The 23,569-nt window shown below is 44.9% G+C and carries 18 protein-coding genes; 11 read left to right on the top strand and 7 right to left on the bottom strand.

Annotated elements, in window-relative coordinates; all coding sequences use genetic code 11:
- Positions 1-51: 51 nt before the first annotated feature.
- From ACAM37_RS03865 to pepN, 4 genes are read right to left on the bottom strand one after another with little or no spacing between them, the layout of a single operon-like run.
- On the bottom strand, positions 52-1,407 hold the full coding sequence (locus ACAM37_RS03865) for a solute carrier family 23 protein (protein ID WP_099834130.1): 1,356 nt from the start codon (positions 1,405-1,407) through the stop codon (positions 52-54).
- Between the two features lie 39 nt (positions 1,408-1,446).
- Entirely contained in the window at positions 1,447-2,202 is a 756-nt protein-coding gene (locus ACAM37_RS03860; RefSeq protein ID WP_099834131.1) for a nitroreductase family protein, read from the bottom strand.
- Between the two features lie 21 nt (positions 2,203-2,223).
- Positions 2,224-3,492, bottom strand: a complete 1,269-nt coding sequence (locus ACAM37_RS03855; protein WP_369626617.1) for a YbfB/YjiJ family MFS transporter — start codon at positions 3,490-3,492, stop codon at positions 2,224-2,226.
- A gap of 54 nt (positions 3,493-3,546) precedes the next feature.
- Positions 3,547-6,246 (bottom strand): aminopeptidase N, encoded by a 2,700-nt coding sequence (gene pepN, locus ACAM37_RS03850; RefSeq protein ID WP_472826328.1) that lies wholly within the window; start codon positions 6,244-6,246, stop codon positions 3,547-3,549.
- 201 nt (positions 6,247-6,447) lie between these two features.
- Between pepN and ACAM37_RS03845 the strand changes: the two genes are divergently transcribed.
- On the top strand, positions 6,448-6,915 hold the full coding sequence (locus ACAM37_RS03845; protein WP_072092957.1) for an MgtC/SapB family protein: 468 nt from the start codon (positions 6,448-6,450) through the stop codon (positions 6,913-6,915).
- 93 nt (positions 6,916-7,008) lie between these two features.
- Here ACAM37_RS03845 and uvrB read toward each other — a convergent pair whose 3' ends face one another.
- Complete coding sequence (gene uvrB, locus ACAM37_RS03840) at positions 7,009-9,126, bottom strand: excinuclease ABC subunit UvrB (RefSeq protein WP_369626616.1); 2,118 nt, start codon at positions 9,124-9,126, stop codon at positions 7,009-7,011.
- 441 nt (positions 9,127-9,567) lie between these two features.
- Here uvrB and metK point away from each other — a divergent pair, with 441 nt between their 5' ends.
- Both metK and ACAM37_RS03830 read left to right on the top strand, forming a co-directional pair.
- Complete coding sequence (metK, locus tag ACAM37_RS03835) at positions 9,568-10,734, top strand: methionine adenosyltransferase (RefSeq protein ID WP_007115720.1); 1,167 nt, start codon at positions 9,568-9,570, stop codon at positions 10,732-10,734.
- Positions 10,735-10,822: 88 nt separating this feature from the next.
- Positions 10,823-11,134 carry a DUF3144 domain-containing protein gene (locus ACAM37_RS03830; protein WP_065263831.1) on the top strand — a complete coding sequence of 104 codons (312 nt, stop codon included), beginning with the start codon at positions 10,823-10,825 and terminating at the stop codon, positions 11,132-11,134.
- A 108-nt stretch (positions 11,135-11,242) separates the two neighbouring features.
- On the opposite strand, the gene ACAM37_RS03825 is transcribed toward ACAM37_RS03830, so the two are convergent.
- On the bottom strand, positions 11,243-11,602 hold the full coding sequence (locus tag ACAM37_RS03825) for a hypothetical protein (protein ID WP_369626615.1): 360 nt from the start codon (positions 11,600-11,602) through the stop codon (positions 11,243-11,245).
- Positions 11,603-11,974: 372 nt separating this feature from the next.
- Here ACAM37_RS03825 and prpB point away from each other — a divergent pair, with 372 nt between their 5' ends.
- The 4 genes from prpB to ACAM37_RS03805 all read left to right on the top strand — a co-directional run bounded on the left by prpB (position 11,975) and on the right by ACAM37_RS03805 (position 18,582).
- Complete coding sequence (gene prpB, locus ACAM37_RS03820; RefSeq protein ID WP_198510405.1) at positions 11,975-12,868, top strand: methylisocitrate lyase; 894 nt, start codon at positions 11,975-11,977, stop codon at positions 12,866-12,868.
- 90 nt (positions 12,869-12,958) lie between these two features.
- The gene (gene prpC, locus ACAM37_RS03815) at positions 12,959-14,131 is read left to right on the top strand and encodes a bifunctional 2-methylcitrate synthase/citrate synthase (RefSeq protein ID WP_369626614.1); all 1,173 of its coding nucleotides are present in this window, start codon (positions 12,959-12,961) and stop codon (positions 14,129-14,131) included.
- Between the two features lie 98 nt (positions 14,132-14,229).
- Entirely contained in the window at positions 14,230-16,836 is a 2,607-nt protein-coding gene (gene acnD, locus ACAM37_RS03810; RefSeq protein ID WP_369626613.1) for a Fe/S-dependent 2-methylisocitrate dehydratase AcnD, read from the top strand.
- Positions 16,837-16,926: 90 nt separating this feature from the next.
- Positions 16,927-18,582 (top strand): DUF262 domain-containing protein, encoded by a 1,656-nt coding sequence (locus ACAM37_RS03805; RefSeq protein ID WP_313378615.1) that lies wholly within the window; start codon positions 16,927-16,929, stop codon positions 18,580-18,582.
- Positions 18,583-18,657: 75 nt separating this feature from the next.
- On the opposite strand, the gene serS is transcribed toward ACAM37_RS03805, so the two are convergent.
- Positions 18,658-19,923 carry a serine--tRNA ligase gene (gene serS / locus ACAM37_RS03800; protein WP_369626612.1) on the bottom strand — a complete coding sequence of 422 codons (1,266 nt, stop codon included), beginning with the start codon at positions 19,921-19,923 and terminating at the stop codon, positions 18,658-18,660.
- A 293-nt stretch (positions 19,924-20,216) separates the two neighbouring features.
- Between serS and ACAM37_RS03795 the strand changes: the two genes are divergently transcribed.
- The 4 genes from ACAM37_RS03795 to ACAM37_RS03780 all read left to right on the top strand — a co-directional run bounded on the left by ACAM37_RS03795 (position 20,217) and on the right by ACAM37_RS03780 (position 23,522).
- Complete coding sequence (locus tag ACAM37_RS03795; RefSeq protein ID WP_204155898.1) at positions 20,217-20,903, top strand: YcxB family protein; 687 nt, start codon at positions 20,217-20,219, stop codon at positions 20,901-20,903.
- Between the two features lie 272 nt (positions 20,904-21,175).
- Positions 21,176-21,769, top strand: coding sequence for a Dps family protein (locus ACAM37_RS03790; RefSeq protein ID WP_472826327.1), 594 nt, complete (start codon positions 21,176-21,178; stop codon positions 21,767-21,769).
- A gap of 318 nt (positions 21,770-22,087) precedes the next feature.
- A complete protein-coding gene (nrdB, locus tag ACAM37_RS03785; protein ID WP_369626611.1) occupies positions 22,088-23,221 on the top strand; it encodes a class Ia ribonucleoside-diphosphate reductase subunit beta in 1,134 nt (377 codons plus the stop codon).
- A 40-nt stretch (positions 23,222-23,261) separates the two neighbouring features.
- Positions 23,262-23,522 (top strand): 2Fe-2S iron-sulfur cluster-binding protein, encoded by a 261-nt coding sequence (locus ACAM37_RS03780; protein ID WP_007115706.1) that lies wholly within the window; start codon positions 23,262-23,264, stop codon positions 23,520-23,522.
- Positions 23,523-23,569: the final 47 nt, after the last annotated feature.

Genomic DNA, 23,569 nt, shown 5'->3' with positions numbered 1-23,569 from the left:
AAACAGCTTATCAAGCAACAACGCCCTATCCAAAGTAGCGCGTTTTTTAGCTTATTTTAAAACCGTCAATTTGGCTTTTTCACTGCGGCTAAACAGTAAATTTAACACGATGGCGACCACTGTCGCCGTACCGATACCACCCAAATTAAATTGTCCAATATGTAAGCTAAAATCGCCAGCCCCCATAATGACGGTCACCGCAGCAATGATTAAATTAGCATTTTTGCTAAAATCAATGTGATTATCCAGCCAAATTTTGACCCCTGCTACCGTGATAAGCCCAAACACCACGATCGAAGCACCGCCCAGTAACGGCGCTGGGATGGTATGAATAAGCGCGCCAAATTTTGGTGACAGCCCCAGTAGCACAGCAATCAAGCCTGCCACCACAAAAACCGTAGTCGAATACACTTTGGTCACTGCCATCACGCCGATATTTTCCGCATAGGTTGTCACGCCCGTACCGCCCATACTCGATGACATCGCCGTACATAGACCATCAGCGAAAAACGCCCGTCCCATATAGGGCGATACCGCTTGTCCTGTCATGGCTTCTACCGCTTTGATATGTCCTAAATTTTCGGCGATTAAAATAAAGGCAACCGGGGCAATCAAAATTATTGCGTTGATATCAAATGTCGGATGATAAAAATTCGGTAATCCAACCCAAGCTGCTTGGGCAACTGGGGTAAAATCAATCGGCTTGCCATACCCAAGCACATTGGTGAGCACAAAATATGCCATATACGCCAATAGCAATCCAATCAGTAGCAACAAACGACGTAGCATACCGCGGCTAAACACAGCGACCGCACTGATACACAGCACCGTCATCAACGCAACCCAACTATCAAACTGATTTCCCGATACGCCTTTGATAGTCACTGGCGCCAAATTTAGCCCGATAATCATCACAATCGCACCGGTTACCACAGGCGGCATGAGTTTCTCAATCCAGCTAACCCCTGTTTTCATCACCAGTAATCCGACCATGGCATAAAAAATACCACAGACAAAAATACCACCGAGCGCCACGGATAAATTACCATTAAAGCCTGAGCCTGTATAAGCCGTCGCGGTAATCACGGGCGCGATAAACGCAAAACTTGACCCTAAATAACTGGGTACTCGCCCACCCGTCAAAAAGAAAAACAGCACCGTACTGAGCCCCGCCATCAAAATCGCAAGGTTAGCATCAAATCCCATCAATAACGGCGCAAGCACCGTTGCCCCAAACATCGCAAACGCATGTTGCAGCCCAAGTAGCACACTTTTATCAGCAGGTAAATACTCGTGGATACGGACAGGATGATGATCTAAATGCCCATCGTAAGGCTGCCATTTTGGGAACCAGCCGCTATCATTGCCGGTATTTTGATGGGTGGGTCGTCTTTGCGAATTTGCCATAATTTTGCTCTCATCTGTCAACTGCGCGAATTTTACACGTTATTTTTGTTTTGTCAAAAAACCCTGCGCTTTGAGCCAATCTTCTGCAGCAGCGACATACGGTTGACTATAGTAATCGGCAAATTTTTGACGGTATGGCTTACGCTCACGCGCTTCATTAAACGCCAAAATGGTTTGCTCGTAATCGGCGAGCATTTGTGGCAAGTTTTCAGTATTGTATTGGTTTTCAAAATACACCGCAGATTTTGGCAAACGCGGTTTTAGGCGCATTTCCACGCTAGGTTTACCGATACATAAGCCAAAAATGGGATAGGTATATTTTGGTAGCTGAAGCAGTTCGATTAAGTCATTGGCAATCATACGCAAACCGCCAATCGGACAAGTGGCATAACCCAAACTCTCTGCCGCCACCGTGGCATTTTGTGCCGCCAATGCCGTATCGGTAGCCAGCGTAATCAATGTATCACTATCCTTAAAACCCTCAAAGCTGCCGTCATATGCTTGACTGCTCAAATAGGAGCGATAGCCATCCATCACAAATACCAAAAACACACTACATTGGGCTATTTGTGGGTTACGCGGTTGCAAATCGACGATTTTTTGACGTAACGCTTTATCACTGATGTTGATAATGCTGTAGTGCTGTCCGTTTTGCCAACTTGGCGCTTGCTGGGCGCATTTGATGATGTCATTTAATTGCGAATCTGGCACACTCGCGCTACTGTCAAATTCTCGATACACCCGATGATTTTGTAAAAGCTCAATGGTTTGATTACTCACAGTTTGATTACTCATGGTTGCCCCGTTAAAAGTGATTTAAACATGACTTGAGGATTGTTGATGTTGATACGGTCGCCAAAGTAGCGCCACCCCAATAAGCAAAACAATAGCTGAGACGGGTAACAACGCCAGCCAAATATTGTTGCCTGTTGCAACTAGCGCGGTTAAGGGTCCGATAAGCTGCCCAAAGGCAAAACTTGCGGTCATCAGCGCACTTAAATTGTATTTAGGGTAGTGCGTGACTTGGCTTGCTGCCACTTGTAGCCCTGCCATCGTCACCACCATAAAAGTGCCGCCCACCATCAGCGCTGACAACATCAAACCTGCCAACGACTGCCAAACCGCAGGCAATAACGTACCAACCGCCATGATAATTTGCGACACTCGCCAAACGCCGAGCAAAGAAAAATTGTTATAACGGTGTTGTAACCCCTGCGACAATACTACCGACAAAGCCGCCGCCAACCCAAAAAACGGCCAAATCAGCAAATAACTTTGACCCGATAACCATTGCTTGGCGATTTGTGGCAAAAAAGTCGCAGGTAAAATATAGCCAAACCCAAATAAGCCGTAGGCGGTTAATACATTCGCTAATTTTAGCTTGGCAGGTGGGGGTATGCTAGAAGAGGTAGGATTGGTATTTGTGGCTTTGGTAGGGGTGGCTTCGGTAGGGTTGGCTTTGGCAGCAGCTGTTGAGGCAAACTGCGAGTTGATTTTCGCCAGCAGAAAGGTGACAAGCAGAGTGGCGAGCAGTGCAATCACGCCTAGATACTGCCATAATCGACTCGATAATGGACTCAATGATGACTGAGCCGCGATAGTCACCGTCGCTGATTGAAAAATAAAATAGCTACAAATCAATCCTGTGAGGGTGATACCAATACCCACACCCGTATAAATCAAGCCACTGCTGGCTACCTGTCTTGATTTTAACCAATTGATTGCAAACGCACTGATAGATACCAGCACCCAAGCGCTTGCCACACCCGCCAAAAAGCGTAACACCAGTAACCAGTCAAAGCTGCTTAGCGAAGCCAGCCAAGTGGTGAGCGTCACTAAGGTAAGACCTAAGACGACAAAAAGCGGATGTCGCTTACTTTTAAGCAGTGACAGTGCCCCGACCAAATAGCCAATATAGTTGCTACTTGATAACCACGCCGTTTGCGCAAGATGCACCGTGCCTTCTTGTATCATCAAAGGCAAAATCGGTGTAAAGGCAAATCGTCCGATTCCCATTGCTACCGCAAGCGCGGTACTCGCTAGGATAAAGCAAAATATAATCTGTTGTCGGTCAGATTGTGACATTTTGCGTTACCCCTTGATTTTATTGACACGGCTTTCAGCGTTTAAGCTTGCATTTTAAAGATTATTGAGCATACTTTGCAAGGTTTCCTTCACATTTTTGGACGACATATTAGCTTGGCTTAATATCAAAGCCTGTTTAACTATTGACTTTTTGTCTGCTACCAAGGCATTCCAATTTGATAAACCTTGAATCAAACGTGACGCCAATAGTGGGTTACGTTTATCCAAATCTTGCATCATGCTCAAATACTGCTCAACGCCCTGCTGTGTCCAAATTTTGGTAGGCTGCGCAAGCAATCCGCCGAGCACCGCACGCACCCGGTTTGGGGTATTGATATCAAAGTCTTGGTGTGAGGTTAACGCAAAAATATCGGCAACGCTCGCCTGACTGTCATTGGCTTGGACGCCAAACCATAAATCCATCACCAATGCATCATGATGAAAGCGTTGGTAAAAATCGGCAAGCCATTCGGCTTTTTGGGGCAAGCCATGCGCCACCGCCGCATTTAACGCGCCTAAACACTCAGTCATACAAGACGCTTGTTGGTATTGGGTCATCGCCCAGTGTTTGGCATCACTCACGCCTGCCAATAACGCCATATCCAGCACCACATTTCGCCATGCCCGCACGCCCATGGCTTCGGCTGTATCTTCATACGTGGTAATCGGCAGTTTGGCATACGCACTTTGCCAAATGTCTTTAAGCTCTACCGCCACAGCTTTTTTGACCGCTTGATGACGGGCACGAACTTGGCTAGGGTCATAGTCGGTTTGAATCGCACTGCCCAGCTCTCGCTCGCTTGGCATATCTAGTAACCGCGCCGCTAGCATGGGATCGGTTTCTGATAGCGCTGGCAGACTGGCTTTTAATGCCGTGATATAGGCATCGGTATCGGCATTTTGCAATAAAATACGATTGACCAACAACTGTGCCGCTTGCCAACGGTTAAAGCCATTGGTCTCATATTGCATCAAAAACGCCAAATCATCATTGCTATACTCAAAATTGAGCTGAACAGGCGCGGAAAAATCACGAAGCAATGACACCACAGGGTCAAAATCCGCTGTGGTAAACAAACCATCAAAGTTAAAGGTCTGACTGTCATCGCGCAGTAACACCAAATCTTCTTTTACCAGTTGTCCAGTGGCACGGTTAAAAATCGCCATTTTGATAGGAATCGGCAAAGGTTTTGGTGCAGGATAGCCTGCCACTTGGCGCGTGTGTTGGCTTAGCGTCAAGATAAGCTTGTCAGCTGTTTTTTCAAAATGCCCTGATAACGTCGGTGTACCTGGCTGGGTGTACCAATCAATAAATGTTTCAATACTTGGGTCTGCAATGCTCAGTGCAGATAACAAATCTTCTACCGTTACCGCTTGCCCGTCATAACGGCGAAAATATTCGTCCGTGCCTTGGCGGAATTTTTCTTTGCCAAGCGTATTGGCAATCATGCGCACGATTTCTGCGCCTTTCTCGTACACTGTGGCAGTGTAGAAATTATTAATCTCGACAAAATGGTCAGGGCGTGGCGGGTGCGCCAATGGGCTAGCGTCTTCAGGAAACTGCGCCGCTCGCAATGTTGCCACATCATCAATCCGCTGTACCGCAGGGGAATGCAGACTTTCGGAAAAAGACTGGTCACGAAACACGGTAAAGCCTTCTTTTAGGCACAGCTGAAACCAGTCACGGCAGGTAATGCGGTTGCCCGTCCAGTTATGGAAGTATTCATGGGCAATTACCGCTTTGACATTAAAGTTACGGCGATCGGTGGTGGTCTCTGGGCTAGATAGTACGCAAGCGGTATTAAAGATATTTAATCCCTTGTTTTCCATCGCGCCCATATTAAACTGGCTCACCGCCACAATCATATAGCGGTCAAGGTCATACGCCCGTCCGTAGTTGTCTTCGTCCCATTTCATTGAGTCTTTTAACGCTTGCATGCCGACATGGCACTGCTCGATGTTTTCATGCTTGGCGTATAATTCAAGCAGCACCTCACGCCCTTCGCTAGTGGTGTAATGGTCGGTCAATACGTCCAAATCTGCCATCACGCAAGCGAATAGATAACTCGGTTTTTTGGTGGGGTCTTGCCACACCGCAAAATGACGGTCGCCCGCAAGCTCCCCTTGGTCGATTAAATTACCATTGGCAAGCAGCGTTGGGTAAGTTTTATCTGCTTCAATGCGTGTGGTGAAGGTAGCAAGCACATCGGGACGGTCTGGATAAAAGGTGATTTTACGAAACCCTTCTGGCTCACACTGGGTACAGAACATTTTGTCCGCCCCTTCCCCTGCTTGGTATAAGCCTTCTAGACTGGTATTGGTTTGCGGCACGATGGTGACGACGGTGGTAATCTGACAGGTGTCTGGCGCGTTAACAATCGTTAGGCTTTCTTGGTCTAGTTGGTAGTCGCTTTCGCTTAAAGTTTTGCCGTTTAAGGTAACTGATTCAAGTTGTAATTCTCGTCCAAAGAGTACCAAATCGCCTGCCGTGTTTCTTGTCATGTCAAGATTGGCGGTGACGGTTGCCTGCTTTTTATCAGCGCTATCAAACAACTCAATGTTAAGGTCAATGTGATTGACGCTAAAGACCGGCGGCGTGTAGTCTTTTAGATAGATTTTTTGCGGTTGATTATTATTTAATTGGTGACTATTTAAACTGGGGTCTGGCGTGGGTATATTGATGGGTACATCGGGCATTTCGGTGTTTAATAACTGTGGGTTTTCGGTTTGGTTGGTTTCGGTGACGTTGGTCATGGTGAACTCTTTTTTTTACTCATAATGTATCAATGTGCGGTTATTATGCCATAGTTCAACAGCGGATTTTAAAATCTGTGCTAACTTGCTAAAATTGCAGTCTATTTAGCACAAGTGGATAGATTCTGATAACCCTTGCGCAACGAAACTGTCTGCTAATTGTGATAATGTTTTGTTACGATCGTTAAATTTGGTGGTGTCATGATAGGGATGTTAGAGAGTTTATTTGATTTTGATTGGGACGTCATGTTAGCGCATACCGTTCAAATGGCGCTTGCGTTTGGGTTGGTATTGCCGGTTGGGTTTAACCGTGAGAGCAGCCGACAAAGTATCGGGCTACGCACTTTTCCTTTGGTGAGTTTGGCAAGTTGCTGTTTTACCTTGTTGGGTTTTGAATTAAATGGCGATGATGATAGTCTAATGGGGGAAGTGCTAGGCGGAATTATTACTGGCATTGGTTTTGTGGGAGGCGGCGCGATTTTACAAAAAGATGACCGTATTGAAGGCACCTCAACGGCGGCAGCGATTTGGGCGGCAGGCTGTGTGGGCGTGGCAGTGGCGATGGGGCGGCTAGAGATTGCGGTATTGATTAGTGTGTTTATGGTAGGGATTTTTTATTTCGTTAGTCCGTTAAAACAAAAACTTAGTAAGGAAAATGATGATGTTTAATGTAAAAAGTTGGATGACAGCTTAAACTTGCCCCAAGAAAAGCTGATACTTTTCTTGGGGTAGAACCGCTAATTTAGCACCCATTGTCCATCATCATTGCAACACAAACTCCCGTAAACTTACTACTTTATCGCGCACTTTTGCCGCTTCCTCAAACTTCAAATCACGCGACAAGGCTTTCATCTCTTTTTCTAACCGTGCAATCTCTTTGGCCAGCAAATCAGGCGAACGCAAAATCGAAATATCCACATCGGGGAACGCATGGGTGACCGCAATCGCTTGGTTATCATTCGGGGCTTCTGCCTCGCCGGTGTCGATTTTATCGGTAATCTGACGGCGAGCGGATGTCGGCGTGATGCCATGTTCTTCGTTATACGCCATCTGTTTGGCACGGCGACGCTCGGTTTCTTCCATCGCCTTTTGCATACTTGGGGTAATGCTGTCAGCGTACAAAATCGCCTTACCATTGACATGACGCGCGGCACGACCGATGGTCTGAATGAGCGAACGCTCCGAACGTAAAAAGCCTTCTTTATCCGCATCAAAAATCGCCACCAGGCTCACCTCAGGCATATCCAAACCTTCACGCAACAGGTTGATACCAACCAGCACATCATGCACGCCTGTACGCAGTTCATGGATGATTTTCATCCGCTCCACCGTGTCGATATCCGAGTGCAAATAAGCGACTTTGATGTTGTACTCTTTTAGATAACCGGTCAAATCTTCTGCCATGCGTTTGGTGAGCGTGGTAATCAGCACTCGCTCATCTTTGGCTTTACGAATGTTGATTTCCGATAGCACATCATCAACTTGGGTCAAGACAGGACGAATCTCAAGCTGTGGATCAACTAGACCTGTCGGACGTACCACTTGCTCAACGACCTGCTCGCTATGCTCAAGCTCGTATTGGGCAGGGGTGGCTGACACAAAAATGGTCGCAGGGGTAATACGCTCCCATTCTTCAAACATCAGCGGGCGGTTATCCATTGCAGATGGCAGGCGAAAGCCATAATTGACCAAGGTTTCTTTACGACTTCTATCGCCTTTGTACATCGCGCCGACTTGTGGCACGGTTACATGGCTTTCATCAATAAATAGCAAGGCGTCGGGCGGAATATAGTCAAACAACGTCGGCGGTGCTTCACCCGCAGGACGTCCCGATAAATGGCGCGAATAGTTCTCAATGCCGTTACAGTAGCCAAGCTGTTGAATCATTTCCAAATCATAAGTGGTGCGTTCTTTGATACGCTGGGCTTCAATCAGTTTGTCATGCGCTCGAAAATACTCAAGGCGTTGTTCAAGCTCGGCTTTAATAGTGCCACTGGCTCTTTCTAACTTGTCTCGTGGGGTGACGTAGTGTGATTTTGGATAGATGGTAATGCGTGGCACACTGCGCACGTTCTTGCCTGTCAACGGGTCAAACCAAGTGATTTTTTCCACTTCATCATCAAACATACTGATACGCACCGCAAGCTGTTCAGACTCAGCCGGGTAAACATCAAGCACTTCACCACGCAAACGGTAAGTACCTCGCCCAAAGTCAAGCTCGTTACGGGTATATTGCAGCTCCACCAAGCGTTTGAGCATGGCAGTGCGGTCGATTTTGTCGCCCACCACGATGTGGAGGAGCATTTTTAGGTAACTTTCTGGGTCACCCAAACCATAGATACAAGACACTGATGCAATGATAATGGCATCACGACGTTCGAGTAGCGCACGCGTGGCGGACAGTCGCATTTGGTCGATATGGTCGTTGATGGCGCTGTCCTTTTCGATAAAGGTATCGCTAGCAGGTACATACGCTTCAGGCTGATAATAGTCGTAATAACTGACAAAATACTCCACAGCATTGTGCGGAAAGAACGCCTTAAACTCGCCATATAGCTGAGCGGCAAGGGTTTTGTTGTGTGCCATGATAATGGTGGGACGCTGGCATTGGGAAATCACTTTTGCCATGGTGTAGGTTTTACCTGAGCCTGTCACCCCCAAAAGCAGCTGACCGTGCATGCCGCGCTCAATGCCATCAACCAATTTGGCAATCGCTTGCGGTTGGTCGCCTGAGGGTTCAAATTCGGTCACCATCTCAAAGGGTTTACTTGAGATTTGGGTGCCACTGGCATTGACACCGGTAATTTGGGCGTCATCTTGGATTTGGCGGGCAAGTTGGCTAAGTTCACGTTCGGAGCGGGAAGATTGAGGTGGTCGCATTTTATTGTCTTTATCGTAGTCACAGATGGGTAAATAATGGGGTTGATGGGTGAGAAGTTAAAGCAAAATAACGCGAAATATTGTATCAGTGATTGGGTTTATCAAAAAAGACCACCCATTAACAAACCACCTATCATCAAACTTGTTAAAATTACCCCATTAGCCTATTCCAGTTAGGCATTTAAAAGCATTAGGTTAATTTGGCAAAATCCCTTATAATATCCCCTGACTTTTTCCACTTTAGCGGCAGTGACTTGTATGAGTCATTTTGCTATTAGTCATATTAATCATTTTTTCGTTAATCATTTTGCAAACTTGCTCGTGCTGTATCGCAGTCCGTGACTTTCTATTTTTGCTTTGTTCTCGTTTTAAAATGTAAAATAGAGATAGGTTTGCAAAGCGATTAATTTTCTATCACCCTTGATGTAATGAGAAAATTAAATGCGTGAATATCAACTATTTACCTCTGAATCTGTCAGTGAAGGTCACCCAGACAAACTCGCTGACCAAATCTCTGATGCTATCCTTGACGCCATCCTTGAGCAAGACATCCATGCGCGTGTGGCGTGCGAAACCTTGACCAAAACAGGCGGCGTAGTGCTGGCGGGCGAAATCTCTACCACCGCCAATGTTGATTTTGAAAAAATCGTGCGTGATACCGTCCTGCGCGTTGGCTACAATAGCTCAGAATTGGGCTTTGATGGCGCCACCTGTGCGGTTATCAATATGCTTGGCAAACAATCCCCAGAAATCGCCCAAGGCGTTGACCGCTCGCGCCCTGAAGAGCAAGGTGCCGGTGACCAAGGTTTGATGTTTGGTTATGCCACCCATGAAACGGATGTGTTGATGCCTGCCCCTATTCAGTTTTCCCATCGTTTGATGGAAAAGCAAGCTCAATTGCGTAAAGACGGCACATTAGCTTGGCTGCGTCCCGATGCCAAAGCGCAAGTCACTGTACGCTATGATGGCGATAAACCTGCGTTTATTGATGCGCTGGTACTATCAACCCAACACGATCCCAGTATCTCGCAAAAAGACTTGCATGAAGCGGTTATGGAAGAAATCATTAAGCCTGTCATCCCAGCCGCGATGCTGCATAAGGACACGAAGTATCATATCAACCCAACAGGGTTATTTGTGATTGGTGGTCCTGTGGGCGATGCAGGTTTGACGGGTCGTAAAATCATCGTAGACACGTATGGCGGCATGGCGCGTCACGGCGGCGGTGCGTTCTCAGGTAAAGATCCATCAAAAGTTGACCGCAGTGCAGCTTATGCAGGGCGTTATGTTGCCAAAAATATCGTAGCGGCAGGACTGGCGGAGCGCTGTGAAATTCAAGTAAGTTATGCCATCGGTGTAGCAGAGCCAACCTCTATTTCTGTCAACACTTTTGGCACGGGCAAAATCAGCGATGACAAGATTGTCGATTTTATTCGCCAGCATTTTGATTTACGTCCGTATGGCATCACGCGTATGCTTAACCTACTCCAGCCCATGTATGAGCAAACGGCGAGCTATGGTCACTTTGGTCGCCAAGGCACTGAAACCGCTTTTACTTGGGAGCGTACTGACCGTGCAGCACTACTTAGAGCAGACGCAGGTTTATAATTTTATTGACGTAGTACAAGATTTGTAGGGTGCGTTTTACGCACCTTTTTAACGTTTTATTGATGGTAGAAAATTGTAGAGAAAAATTATGAGCGAAAACACCAACCAAATCACCGAAGAAATGAATGCGTTTTATGAGCGCGCTGATGAGTTTATTCAGCTTGCCAATACCCTTCGCACCGATGATATACACGCAGGTAAAATCAATGCCTCCATGCTGTATGCGGTCGCGCGTTTTAGCGCATGGACAGCGGCAACGGGCTTTGTCAAAGGCGCTGATTATGCCAAAGAAAAGCAAGATATTATCGAACATTTCACTAAGAATTTTGAGCGTATGCTGTCGGATAATATCGATGATTATGCCGAAAACTTCCAAAAATATATGCAAATTGGTAATTGATTGTAGTCCAACAACACAAGCATTTCATTAAAAAAGCGTATTGAATCGTCATACGCTTTTTTTATTGCAGCGCTTATCATCTAAACCCACAATTATTTGAGCAATTAATTATTTAAACAATCGATAAAACAACCAACCTATTATCAGGATGACCAAGATAATCACACTCACGCGTTTCACCCATCTTGGCAATAACGGTAGGGTGATATTTTCTTGCTCAAGATGATTATCTAATCCTTGTGTCAATGTGCTAAAGCCTTGTTCTTTAGTCTCTACTGATGGCGCACGATGGGCAGTAGGCGGCGTTTGACTGTTTGCCGCTAACACTTGATTTTCATACGCATCAATTTGTTGTTTTGCCTCATCTAGGCTAATCCCCTGCTCTTGGGCGTGGGTTTTGATGGCGATGACGTAGTTTTTTTTATCGACCAGTTGTTTGATATGACTCGGTAGCATTGATTGTGCCATAAGTAATTCCTCAAATTTTAACCTGTATATCATGCCTAGTTTGTTAAACTTATTTTAGAAGAATGTAGCAACGGGCGCCTGTTTATTGTAAATAAATGTAAATAAACGCTTCATACTTTGCGCAAAATATTCATGTTTTAAAAGTTAGAGCGACTAATTATGTAAAAATAGAAGTTTACTATTCAATTTTCGCATACTGTTATTTTTACTTAACTTAATTTTTAAAAATGGCGTACTGACGGTTAGTTTTTTTGTGCGTATACTTATGGATATACTAAGGCAAAGCAGCAAATAACCTGCCCTACACCTAAAGCAGGGCTGATTAACCCTAACTTTGCTATTTCCCCTTCAATCATGTAAAAAGGAAGCAACATGGCACCTATCTCTGCAGGTCGCAAATTCCGTGACGCCATCGAGTCTGAAAAAGCCGAAGGTCGTCCCCTTCAAATCGTTGGCACTATCAATGCCTACACTGCCATGATGGCAAGCCAAGTCGGTCATAAAGCGATTTATCTCTCAGGTGGCGGTGTTGCTAACGCCTCATTTGGTTTGCCTGACCTCGGTATGACGAGCCTTAACGATGTATTAACCGATGCCACCCGTATCACCAATGCGGTTGACACGCCATTATTGGTTGACATCGACACGGGTTGGGGCGGCGCATTTAACATCGCCCAAACCATCAAACAAATGGAAAAAGCAGGTGTTGCCGCGGTCCATATCGAAGACCAAGTGGCGCAAAAACGCTGTGGTCATCGCCCCAACAAAGAAATCGTCTCAACCAGCGAGATGGTTGACCGCCTAAAAGCTGCGCTGGATGCCAAAGTTGACCCAGATTTTGTGGTGATGGCACGAACCGATGCGCTGTCAGTGGAAGGTTTGGATGCTGCGGTTGAACGTGCGGTGGCGTTTCGAGAAGCAGGCGCAGACATGATTTTTGCTGAAGCATTGACCGATATCGCCATGTACCGCAAATTTACCGACGTGTTAGACATTCCTGTGCTTGCCAATATGACTGAGTTTGGGCAAACCGACCTTTATAGCACCAAAGAGCTGTTTGATGTCGGCGTTGACATGGTACTTTATCCATTATCTGCGTTTCGTGCGATGAACAAAGCCGCCCTCAATGTCTACCAAGCCTTAAAAGATGAAGGCGTACAAACCTCCGTGGTCGACACCATGCAAACCCGTATGGAATTGTATGATTTCTTAAATTACCACTCATATGAGCAAAAATTGGACGCATTATTTAAATCAAAAAAATAATTGGCGAACTATGCTCAACACTTAATGCCAAACACTTAAGGCTAAACACTGAATGCCAAACACTTAATAAAGCTAAAAAGGAGTTTTACCATGTCAAAAGACACCCCAGTGACAGACGCGACTGACAACAAGCCAAAACCCAAAAAGAGCGTTGCCCTATCAGGCGTACCCGCCGGTAACACTGCCCTATGTACCGTAGGTCGTACAGGCAATGACTTAAGCTATCGTGGCTATGATATTTTGGATTTGGCAAAAGACAGCGAGTTTGAAGAAGTGGCGCACCTACTGATTCATGGTCATTTGCCAAACCGTCATGAGCTAGCGGCGTACAAGAAAAAACTCAAAACCCTCCGTAACTTGCCGGTCAATGTACTGGCGGTGCTTGAAGCCTTGCCTGCCCACGCCCATCCGATGGATGTGATGCGTACCGGCGTATCGGCACTGGGCTGCACCTTGCCCGAGCGTGAAAGCCAACCTACCTCAGAAGCCCGTGATATCGCCGACAAGCTTATCGCCTCATTAGGCTCAATGCTACTGTACTGGTACCACTACAGCCACAATGGCAAAGTCATCAGCCTTGAGAGTGACCAAGACAGCATTGGTGGTCACTTCCTTGAGCTACTACAAGGTGAAGCCCCCAGTGAATCGCATATCAAAGCCATGCACATCTCGCTTATTCTATATGCTGAGCATGAGTTCAATGCGTCAACCTTTACCAGCCGCGTGATTACGGGCACTGGCTCGGATATGTACTCCGCCATCTCAGGCGCAATCGGTGCGTTAAAAGGTCCAAAACATGGCGGCGCCAATGAAGTGGCGTATGACATCCAAAAACGCTACCGCAATGCCGACGACGCAGAAAAAGACATCCTTGAACGTCTTGAGAAAAAAGAAGTTATCATTGGCTTTGGTCACCCTGTGTACACCGTGAGCGACCCACGCAACGTGGTCATCAAAGAAGTGGCACGTAACTTATCCAAAGAAACTGGCGACATGACCCTATTTGATGTGGCAGAACGCCTAGAAAGCGTGATGTGGGACAACAAAAAAATGTTTCCAAATCTCGACTGGTTTTCAGCGGTCAGTTACCACAAAATGGGCGTACCCACTGCCATGTTTACCCCATTATTTGTGATTGCGCGTACTGCTGGCTGGTCAGCGCACGTGCTTGAGCAACGTGCCGATGGCAAAATCATCCGTCCAAGTGCCAACTACACAGGCCCTGATGACCAAAAATTTGTACCGCTGGATGAGCGTCAATAATTAGCATTTTAATCGTATATAAAGCCTTTCAGGTCAGCCTACCCATTGATTTGAAGGGCTTTTTTTCTAATAGATTATTAATTTTAAGGTTAAGCCAAATGACAAGCCAATACCGCAAACCCTTACCCAATTCTGATTTGGAATACTACGACACCCGCCAAGCGGTGAATGATATCACCCCAGACGCGTATGACAAACTTCCCTACACCTCGCGTATTTTAGCTGAACAATTAGTGCGTAAAGTCAGCGACCCGAATGAACTGACCGCTGCGCTCAAACAGCTCATCAACCGTGAGCGTACGTTAGACTTTCCTTGGTACCCTGCGCGTGTGGTGTGTCATGATATCTTGGGTCAAACTGCCCTTGTGGACTTGGCAGGCTTGCGTGATGCCATCGCTGAGCAAGGCGGCGACCCAAGCAAGGTAAACCCTGTGGTACAAACTCAGCTGATTGTTGACCACTCGCTTGCTGTGGAATGTGGTGGTTATGACCCAGATGCGTTTGAAAAAAACCGCGCCATCGAAGACCGCCGCAACGAAGACCGTTTTCACTTTATCAACTGGACAAAGACTGCCTTTGAAAACGTCGACGTGATACCAGCCGGTAACGGCATCATGCACCAAATCAACTTGGAAAAAATGTCACCTGTTGTTCAAGTGCAAAACGGTGTTGCTTACCCAGATACTTGTGTGGGCACAGACAGCCACACGCCACACGTGGATGCGCTGGGCGTGATTTCGGTGGGTGTCGGTGGACTGGAAGCAGAAACCGTTATGCTTGGTCATCCATCAATGATGCGCCTGCCTGATATCGTTGGCGTACACCTAAAAGGCAAACGCCAAGCAGGCATCACCGCCACCGATATTGTGTTGGCATTGACTGAGTTTTTGCGTAAAGAGCGCGTGGTCGGTGCCTATGTGGAATTCTTCGGTGAAGGCGCAGACAGCCTATCCATCGGTGACCGTGCCACCATCGCCAACATGACCCCAGAATATGGCGCAACCGCAGGGTTATTTTATATTGATGGGCAAACCATCGACTATCTACGCCTCACAGGTCGTGAAGACAAACAAGTTGAACTGGTCGAAAACTATGCCAAAACCGCAGGGCTTTGGTCATCTGACCTGGTCAATGCCGACTACGAGCGTGTGCTTGAGTTTGATTTGTCACTCGTCACCCGTAACATGGCAGGTCCTTCAAATCCTCATGCGCGTGTATCGACTTCTGAGCTCTCTGCCAAAGGCATTGCCCATGCCGAAGGTGAAGCCGTGCCTGAATCGGAGAATGGCTTAATGCCTGATGGTGCGGTGATTATCGCGGCTATCACCTCGTGTACCAATACCTCAAACCCTCGTAACGTGGTGGCAGCGGCATTACTTGCCAAAAAAGCCAACGAACTTGGCTTGACCCGTAAACCTTGGGTGAAATCATCCTTCGCCCCGGGCTCAAAAGTGGCTGAACTGTATTTGCAAGACGCTAACCTATTGCCAGAACTAGAAAAACTCGGCTTTGGTATCGTGGCATTTGCCTGTACCACTTGTAACGGTATGTCGGGTGCGTTAGATCCTGCGATTCAGCAAGAAATCATCGACCGTGACCTGTATGCCACGGCGGTGCTCTCAGGCAACCGTAACTTTGATGGACGTATCCACCCGTATGCCAAACAAGCCTTCTTGGCAAGCCCGCCGCTGGTGGTGGCTTATGCGATTGCAGGGACGATTCGTTTTGACATCGAAAAAGACGTGCTTGGCGTGGTCAATGGGAAAGAGATTCGCCTGATTGATATTTGGCCATCGGATGAAGAGATTGACGCGATTGTGGCAAAACACGTCAAACCTGAACAATTCCGTCAAATCTATATCCCAATGTTCAACCTTGACCGCAGCGAAAAAGCCGACAGCCCACTCTACAACTGGCGACCCATGTCAACCTATATCCGCCGTCCACCCTACTGGGAAGGCGCGCTAGCGGGCGAACGCACCCTCAAAGGTATGCGTCCACTCGCCATCCTGCCTGACAATATCACCACCGACCACTTGTCACCGTCCAATGCGATTTTGGCAAGCTCGGCGGCAGGCGAATACTTGGCAAAAATGGGCTTACCCGAAGAAGACTTTAACAGCTATGCCACTCACCGCGGCGACCATTTAACCGCGCAACGAGCCACCTTTGCCAATCCAAAACTGTTCAATGAAATGGTGAAAAATGACGATGGCAGTACCAAACAAGGCTCACTGGCTCGCGTTGAGCCTGAAGGTCAAGTGATGCGGATGTGGGAAGCGATTGAGACTTATATGAACCGTAAGCAGCCGCTGATTATCATCGCCGGAGCGGATTATGGTCAAGGCTCTAGTCGTGACTGGGCTGCCAAAGGCGTGCGTCTGGCAGGGGTGGAAGCGATTGTGGCGGAAGGCTTTGAGCGGATTCACCGTACCAACCTTATCGGTATGGGTGTGCTGCCGCTTGAATTTAAAGCTGGGACGACGCGTATCACGCTAGGGCTAGATGGGACTGAGACCTATGATGTGATTGGTGACATCTCGCCACGTTGTGATTTGACGCTGGTGATTAATAAAGAAGGCTCGCAGCCGCTTGAAGTGCCTGTGACCTGCCGTCTTGATACCCAAGCGGAAGTGGATACTTACAACGCTGGGGGCGTGTTGCAGAAATTCGCGCAAGACTTCTTAAAAGGTGAAGTGGCGTAGTTTTTACTTTTCAATTGTTTAACTTTTAAAAGCCGAGTATGATAAATGCTCGGTTTTTTTTCTAAAAAGGTTTTTTATTAGGGTAATAATATGTCAAATACTATCCATTCAGGTATGCTTTCCATTAATGAAGTTTTTGAAAAATGGTTTTGTATTCCCAACTATCAACGTTCCTACGTTTGGGAAAAAGACCAAGTTATAGATTTGTTAGATGATATCAGTAGCGCTTATGAGAGAAATGCCGATAGTCAATATTTTTTAGGCTCTTTAGTATTACGGGAAAACAAGGATAGTAATAAATCTTATATTGAGCATGACGTATTAGACGGTCAACAGCGTTTAACAACTTTGTTTTTAATCAGTGCCGTGATTCGGGATTTGACAGATGATGAAGATTGTGAAACAACGGCAAGCGGGTTTATTTATCAAAAGGAAAACAAATTTAAAAATATTCCTGAAAGTTTACGCATAGTCTTTGATATCCGTGACAACGTTAAGAAATTTATAAATGAATTTGTAAAGCCTAAAGGGGGTACACTTAAACTCGATGAATTAAGAAAAATCGTCAAATACACCAATAATATTTCCATTAAGAACATGGCGAATACAATTATTTTTGCTCACAACTATTTAAAGAATAAAGATTTTGATAGTTTGTTTGCGTTCTTATGTAATAACGTTGTTTTAATCTATGTATCAACTGAGAACCTTGATGATGCATTTAAATTATTCACAGTGTTAAATAATCGTGGCGTAAAATTAAGAAATGCAGATATTCTAAAAGCGGATAATCTAAGCAATGTTCCAGAAAATCTACAAGATGGCTATGCAAAACAATGGGAAGACATTGAAAGTTACTTCGGTGAAGATTTCGATAAATTTTTATCGCACTTGCAAAGTGTTTTAGTTAAAGAAAAAGCACGTCTAAGTCTACTAGATGAATTTGAAAAAAATATTTTTTTAGCAGAAAGACTCAACAAAGGCGATGATTTCTTCAATTTCATTAATAGATATAAAGAAAATTATGAATATCTTTTTGATACTACTCAAGATAAACAACTAAAAAGTTTATTAATACTGATGCAAGTAGGTTTTGAAAGTGATATTTGGATTGCCCCATTACTCAAATATTACGATAAATTCAAGGAAGAAAATTTAGTTAAATTTGTCGAAAAACTTAATAACAAATTTGCCAGTGATTGGATTAGCCAACTAACCCCTACTGAAAGAATCAAAAATATGAATGAGATTGTCAATAAGATTGATAATGCTAACAATTCAGAAGAAATATTACAGGATACTGCTCTAAACATTAACAAAGAAGCGTTAACTGCATTTATTGAAGGTAATGTTTATGGCAAACGCCCTACTCGCTATCTCTTATTGAGATTAAATTACCTCTATAGAGATGTTGATACGGTACTTTCTCTGCCAGAAACCATTAGTATAGAGCATATCTTGCCACAGAATCCAAAAGCAGATAGTCAATGGAAAGCCGACTTTGATGACGAAGCAAGGGAATTATGGACTAATAAACTGGGGAATTTAATTATTCTTTCTCGTAGAAAAAACTCTTCTCAAAGTAATTTGGATTATGAGAAGAAAAAGCAAAAATATTTTAAAGGGAATGTTAACCTAGGGCGTTCAGCTTTCATAATGTCAAAAAGCACTTGGCAACTAGATGATTTGCAAGAAAATCACAAAGATGCAGTAGCTAAACTTAAAGAAAGTTTTGATATTAAATGAGAGATTTACTTTTAATGTTTACAAATACAAAAAAAACAGCCAGTCAAGCAACTGGCTATTTTTTCACTGTTACCACTAACCAATCACATCAACGCCCATATACGGACGCAGCACTTCAGGCACCGTGATAGTACCATTCGCATTTTGGTAATTTTCCATGATGGCCAGCAGAGTACGACCCACCGCAAGACCTGAGCCATTTAACGTATGCACCAGCTCGGTTTTTTTGCCGTCTTTAACACGCGCTTGCATACGGCGCGCTTGGAAGTCACCACAGTTTGAGCAGCTAGAGATTTCACGGTAGGTAGTCTGAGAAGGTAGCCACACTTCGATGTCATAGGTTTTCACCGCGCCAAAGCCCATATCACCACCACACAGCACAATCACCCGATACGGCAAACCAAGCTGCTGCAAGATATATTCCGCTTGTCCTGTCATGTCTTCTAAGGCTTGCATTGAAGTCTCAGGATGGACGATTTGCACCATTTCGACCTTTTCAAACTGGTGCTGACGAATCAAGCCACGGGTATCTCGCCCGGCACTGCCCGCTTCACTGCGAAAACAGGGCGTATGGGCAGTCACTTTGATGGGCAGAGCTTCAGGGTCTAGGATTTTGTCACGCACACTGTTGGTAAGTGGCACTTCTGAAGTAGGAATTAAGTAATACTCTTTTTCACCGCGCAATTTGAACAAATCTTCTTCAAACTTTGGTAGCTGTCCTGTACCAAGTAGGCTGTCGGCATTGACCATATACGGCACATACATTTCAGTATAGCCGTATTTGTCGGTATGGGTAGTAAGCATAAAGGCAATCAAGGCGCGGTTGAGTTTGGCGAGTTGACCTTTTAGCACGCTAAACCTTGAGCCAGTCAGTTTGGCCGCCATTTCAAAATCAAGTAACCCCAAATCTTCGCCCAAGTCGCTATGGTCTTTGACCTCAAAATCAAATTGGCGTGGTTCACCCCATCGACGCATTTCGACATTGTCGTTTTCATCTTTACCTGCCGGCACGCTGTCATCAGGCAAGTTTGGGATGGTTAAAGCTGCCGCTAGAATTTTATCTTGCAAGGCTTTGAGCGCGTCTTCCGCTTGTTTCATGTCGCTACTGATGGTTGCCATTTCTGCCATCAAGGCGTCAGTATTTTCGCCATTGCGTTTCATCAAGCCGACTTGTTTGGCGCCCGCATTTTTTTTGGCTTGTAATTCTTCGGTTTTGACTTGGATGGATTTACGCTGTTCTTCGACTTGCTGCCAAAATGCTTTATCAAGCTCATAGCCGCGTTTGGCAAGTTTTTCGGCGACCGTGTCTAGTTCTGTACGCAGTAATTTTGGGTCGATCATGGCGATAAGTTCCTTAAATTGTTCAAACTTGAGTTAAAGCAGCAAAATGGCTGTTGATATCAGCGTGTATGATACCAAGATTGCAGCGATTTTTCACGGTAGCGACTAGAAATACACGGCAAATTGACAATTTACCGGTATGCGCTTATCGGCGTTAGGCCTTCGCTACACTTGCGGTAAAACAAAAATTTATCAAAAAGTGCGTTGTTAGGTTTATTTTTGGGTCAAGGTTGGGTAAGATAAGCCTTCTTTTATCGTTTTGTAACTATCGTTTGATAGTGAGTGAATTGTTTATGGCGCTGTACCCTTACACCCTACAACCTGTGGATTTGAATCTGACCGAGGACGAGTTTCGTCAAGCACAGCTACAGCTGTTTGATGCCAACAACCAAACTTTGACCAAAATCACCCCAAAAACTTGGGCAATTTTGGCAGTCATTGTGGTGCTAGCGATTTTAGGTCTGATTTTTGTGCACGGTTATTCCACCATTATTTTTTGGTTGATGCTCGTGGGTGTGGTAATTTATTTGCTGGCGCGTACTTACGGTCTTAAATGGTATGTCAAACGAGAATTTGAAAAACAAATGGCAAGCCAAAGTATGCCCCCAGAGATGCAACAAATCAAGCTTGGCGTACAGCAGCACGGGGTAGTGATGTCCATGCCTGCCCCCAACATGCCCGCCATGCCACGCGGCTACAATCAGCCTTTGGTACGTAGCAGCGGTATGCAGCAAGCGGTTATCAAATGGGATAGTGTCACCAACTGGCAAGAAACGCCTGACTATATCTTTATGATGTTTGATGTCAAAAATCCAAAAACGGGTGAAAGCCAACAAGGTAGCCAAATCGTCCCCAAACGCCTTGCCAACCAAAAATTCCCGATTGATACCCTACGTCATCATTTACAGCAAAACATCGGACAACCAGGTTTTGATTTAACCGACAAACCGACTGATAAATATTTCCCGGAAAACAATTAAGACTAAGACAACGATTAAGAAAAAACTAATTATTGATGACCACAAAAACTGCAGCCAAGAAACTGCAGTTTTTTTATGGCAGCAAGCAAAACTATTTACCAAATTTGCACACAGCTGCGCCAAATGTTTGATATTATTTTTAGGGTAATACCGTACATTTTAATTGATAAAATTAAACGTACTGATAAAAACGATTAATTTTAATAACAGATTGTTTAGGCTTACAATTAAGTCCTAAACAAATAAAAATCATCATTTTAGGAGATAACAACATGGCAAAACAAGCCACAACAAAGCAATCAGCAACCAAACAAGACTCAGAACAATTAGACAATACCGATAAATCAGGTGAAAAAGTGACTACCTCCAAATCTACCGCTTCCAAATCTGCCTCAAGTAAAACACGCGATATCAGCTTAGCCGCTGCAGACATGAGCGCCATTGTTGAGCAATTAAATACCTTATTAGCCAATTATCATATATTCTATACCAATGTTCGTGGCTATCACTGGAACGTGCGTGGCTCAGATTTCTTTACCCTCCATGTGAAGTTTGAAGAGTTATATACTGCGCTGCAAGTCCAGATTGATGAAATTGCTGAACGCATTTTGACCTTACAAGGTACACCACTACATGCTTATAGCGATTTCTTGAAAATCTCAAGCATCAAAGAAGACAAAAACGTCTCTGACGGTGTGGCATGTGTGAAAGGTATTTTAACAGGTCTGACTATGACCATCGCTAAAGAACGCGAAATTATTGACCTAGCGGATGAAGATGACGATCAAGGCACTGCCGACCAATTGACTGCCTATGTGCAAGAACAAGAAAAATTGGTGTGGATGTACAATGCCTATCTTGGCTAATCGTCCCATCTGACCAAAAAGACGGCTTTGACAGTCGTCTTTTTTATTGCGTGGTAAAATAAAAACACAATATATAGATTTTCAAATGTCAATGAATTTAATTACTAATTTTTTGATATAAAAATAGTTATATATTTCAATATCTTATGAATTTTATCCTTAAAAATCAAATCCTTGGGTGGATTGCAATTTCTATATGTTGTTATCTATAATAGCCAAGCATACTAGCCAGTTAATGCACTTGTTAGCTGATAGCATTTGTTAGCTGATACTGCTACGCCACTTGTCTTGAACTTTGATTGAAGAAGATTCACCGCTATGTCATATTCCATCTTTTGCCAAACCAAAAATGACCCATTGCTTGAGCCGATGTTTTTTGGTCAGCCTGTCAATGTGGCACGTTACGACCAACAAAAATTCCCTGTTTTTGAGCAGTTGATTGAAAAGCAATTGTCGTTTTTTTGGCGTCCAGAAGAAATTGACGTCTCCAAAGACCGCTTGGATTTTAGCAACTTGTCAGTGCATGAACAGCATATCTTCTTAAGCAACCTAAAGTACCAAACCTTGCTTGATTCGATTCAAGGTCGTAGCCCTAATGCCGTGCTACTGCCGCTGGTGTCGATTCCTGAGTTAGAAACCTGGATTGAAACATGGTCATTTTCTGAGACCATCCATTCTCGCAGCTATACCCACATTATTCGTAACGTGGTCAATGACCCAAGCAAAGTATTCGACGATATCGTTGACAATCCTTTTATCCTAGAACGTGCGACAGGGATTGCCAAGTTCTATGACGAGCTGTATCAACTATCTCAGCTATATAACCTATACGGTGAAGGTCGTCATGTCATCGATGGCAAGCCCGTCGAGGTTAATTTACGCCTGCTTAAAACCAAATTGTATCTATGTTTGGTGGCTATCAATGTGCTAGAAGCGATTCGTTTTTATGTGTCGTTTGCTTGTTCATTTGCCTTTGCTGAGCGCAAACTGATGGAAGGTAATGCCAAAATCATCAAAATGATTGCCCGTGACGAAGCGCTTCATCTAAACGGCACCCAGCATATGATTAATTTGATGCAATCGGGCAAAGATGACCCTGACATGGTAGAAATCGCCCAAGATTGCCAACAGCAAGCCATTGAAATTTTCAAAGACGCGGCTGAACAAGAAAAGGCATGGGCAAAATACTTGTTTAAAGATGGCTCAATGATTGGCTTGAATGAAAATATCTTGGTGCAATACGTCGAGTACATTACTAACCTACGTATGGATGCGATTGGCTTACCGCCGATTTTTGGAGCGATTAAAAACAACCCAATTCCTTGGATCAATGCTTGGCTGTCCTCAGACAACGTGCAAGTCGCGCCCCAAGAGTCAGAAATTACCTCTTACTTAGTCGGTCAAATTGACGCAGAGCTGAGTGATGATGCGTTTGATGATTTTGAATTGTAATTCGTCATACGCTTATTTTATTTAGGCAATATAATCGATTATGGCATGGATTTTTACCAACAACACGCAGTTTTATCTGCATGACGCCGAGACGTTGCTACAAGGTATGCTTCGCTCAAAAATCCCTGCCAATCACCAATGCCTTGAAGGTTATTGCGGTACTTGTAAGCTCAAATACCGCCGTCGCCACCATGACACCCGTATCGAATACATCAATGAGCCACTGGTGATGTTAGATGATGACGAAATCCTACCCTGCTGTTGTCAAGTCAGAGGGGCAATCGAGCTTGATATCGATTGATTTAACAAAATAACCCGCCAAAAACTGCGCGAAATGCCGCATAAAGC

The organism is Moraxella sp. K23 (assembly GCF_041154765.1).
Classification (GTDB): Bacteria; Pseudomonadota; Gammaproteobacteria; order Pseudomonadales; family Moraxellaceae; genus Faucicola; species Faucicola tetraodonis.
Note: the sequence above shows the minus strand (reverse complement) of the source record. Positions and strands in the feature narration are given on the sequence as shown.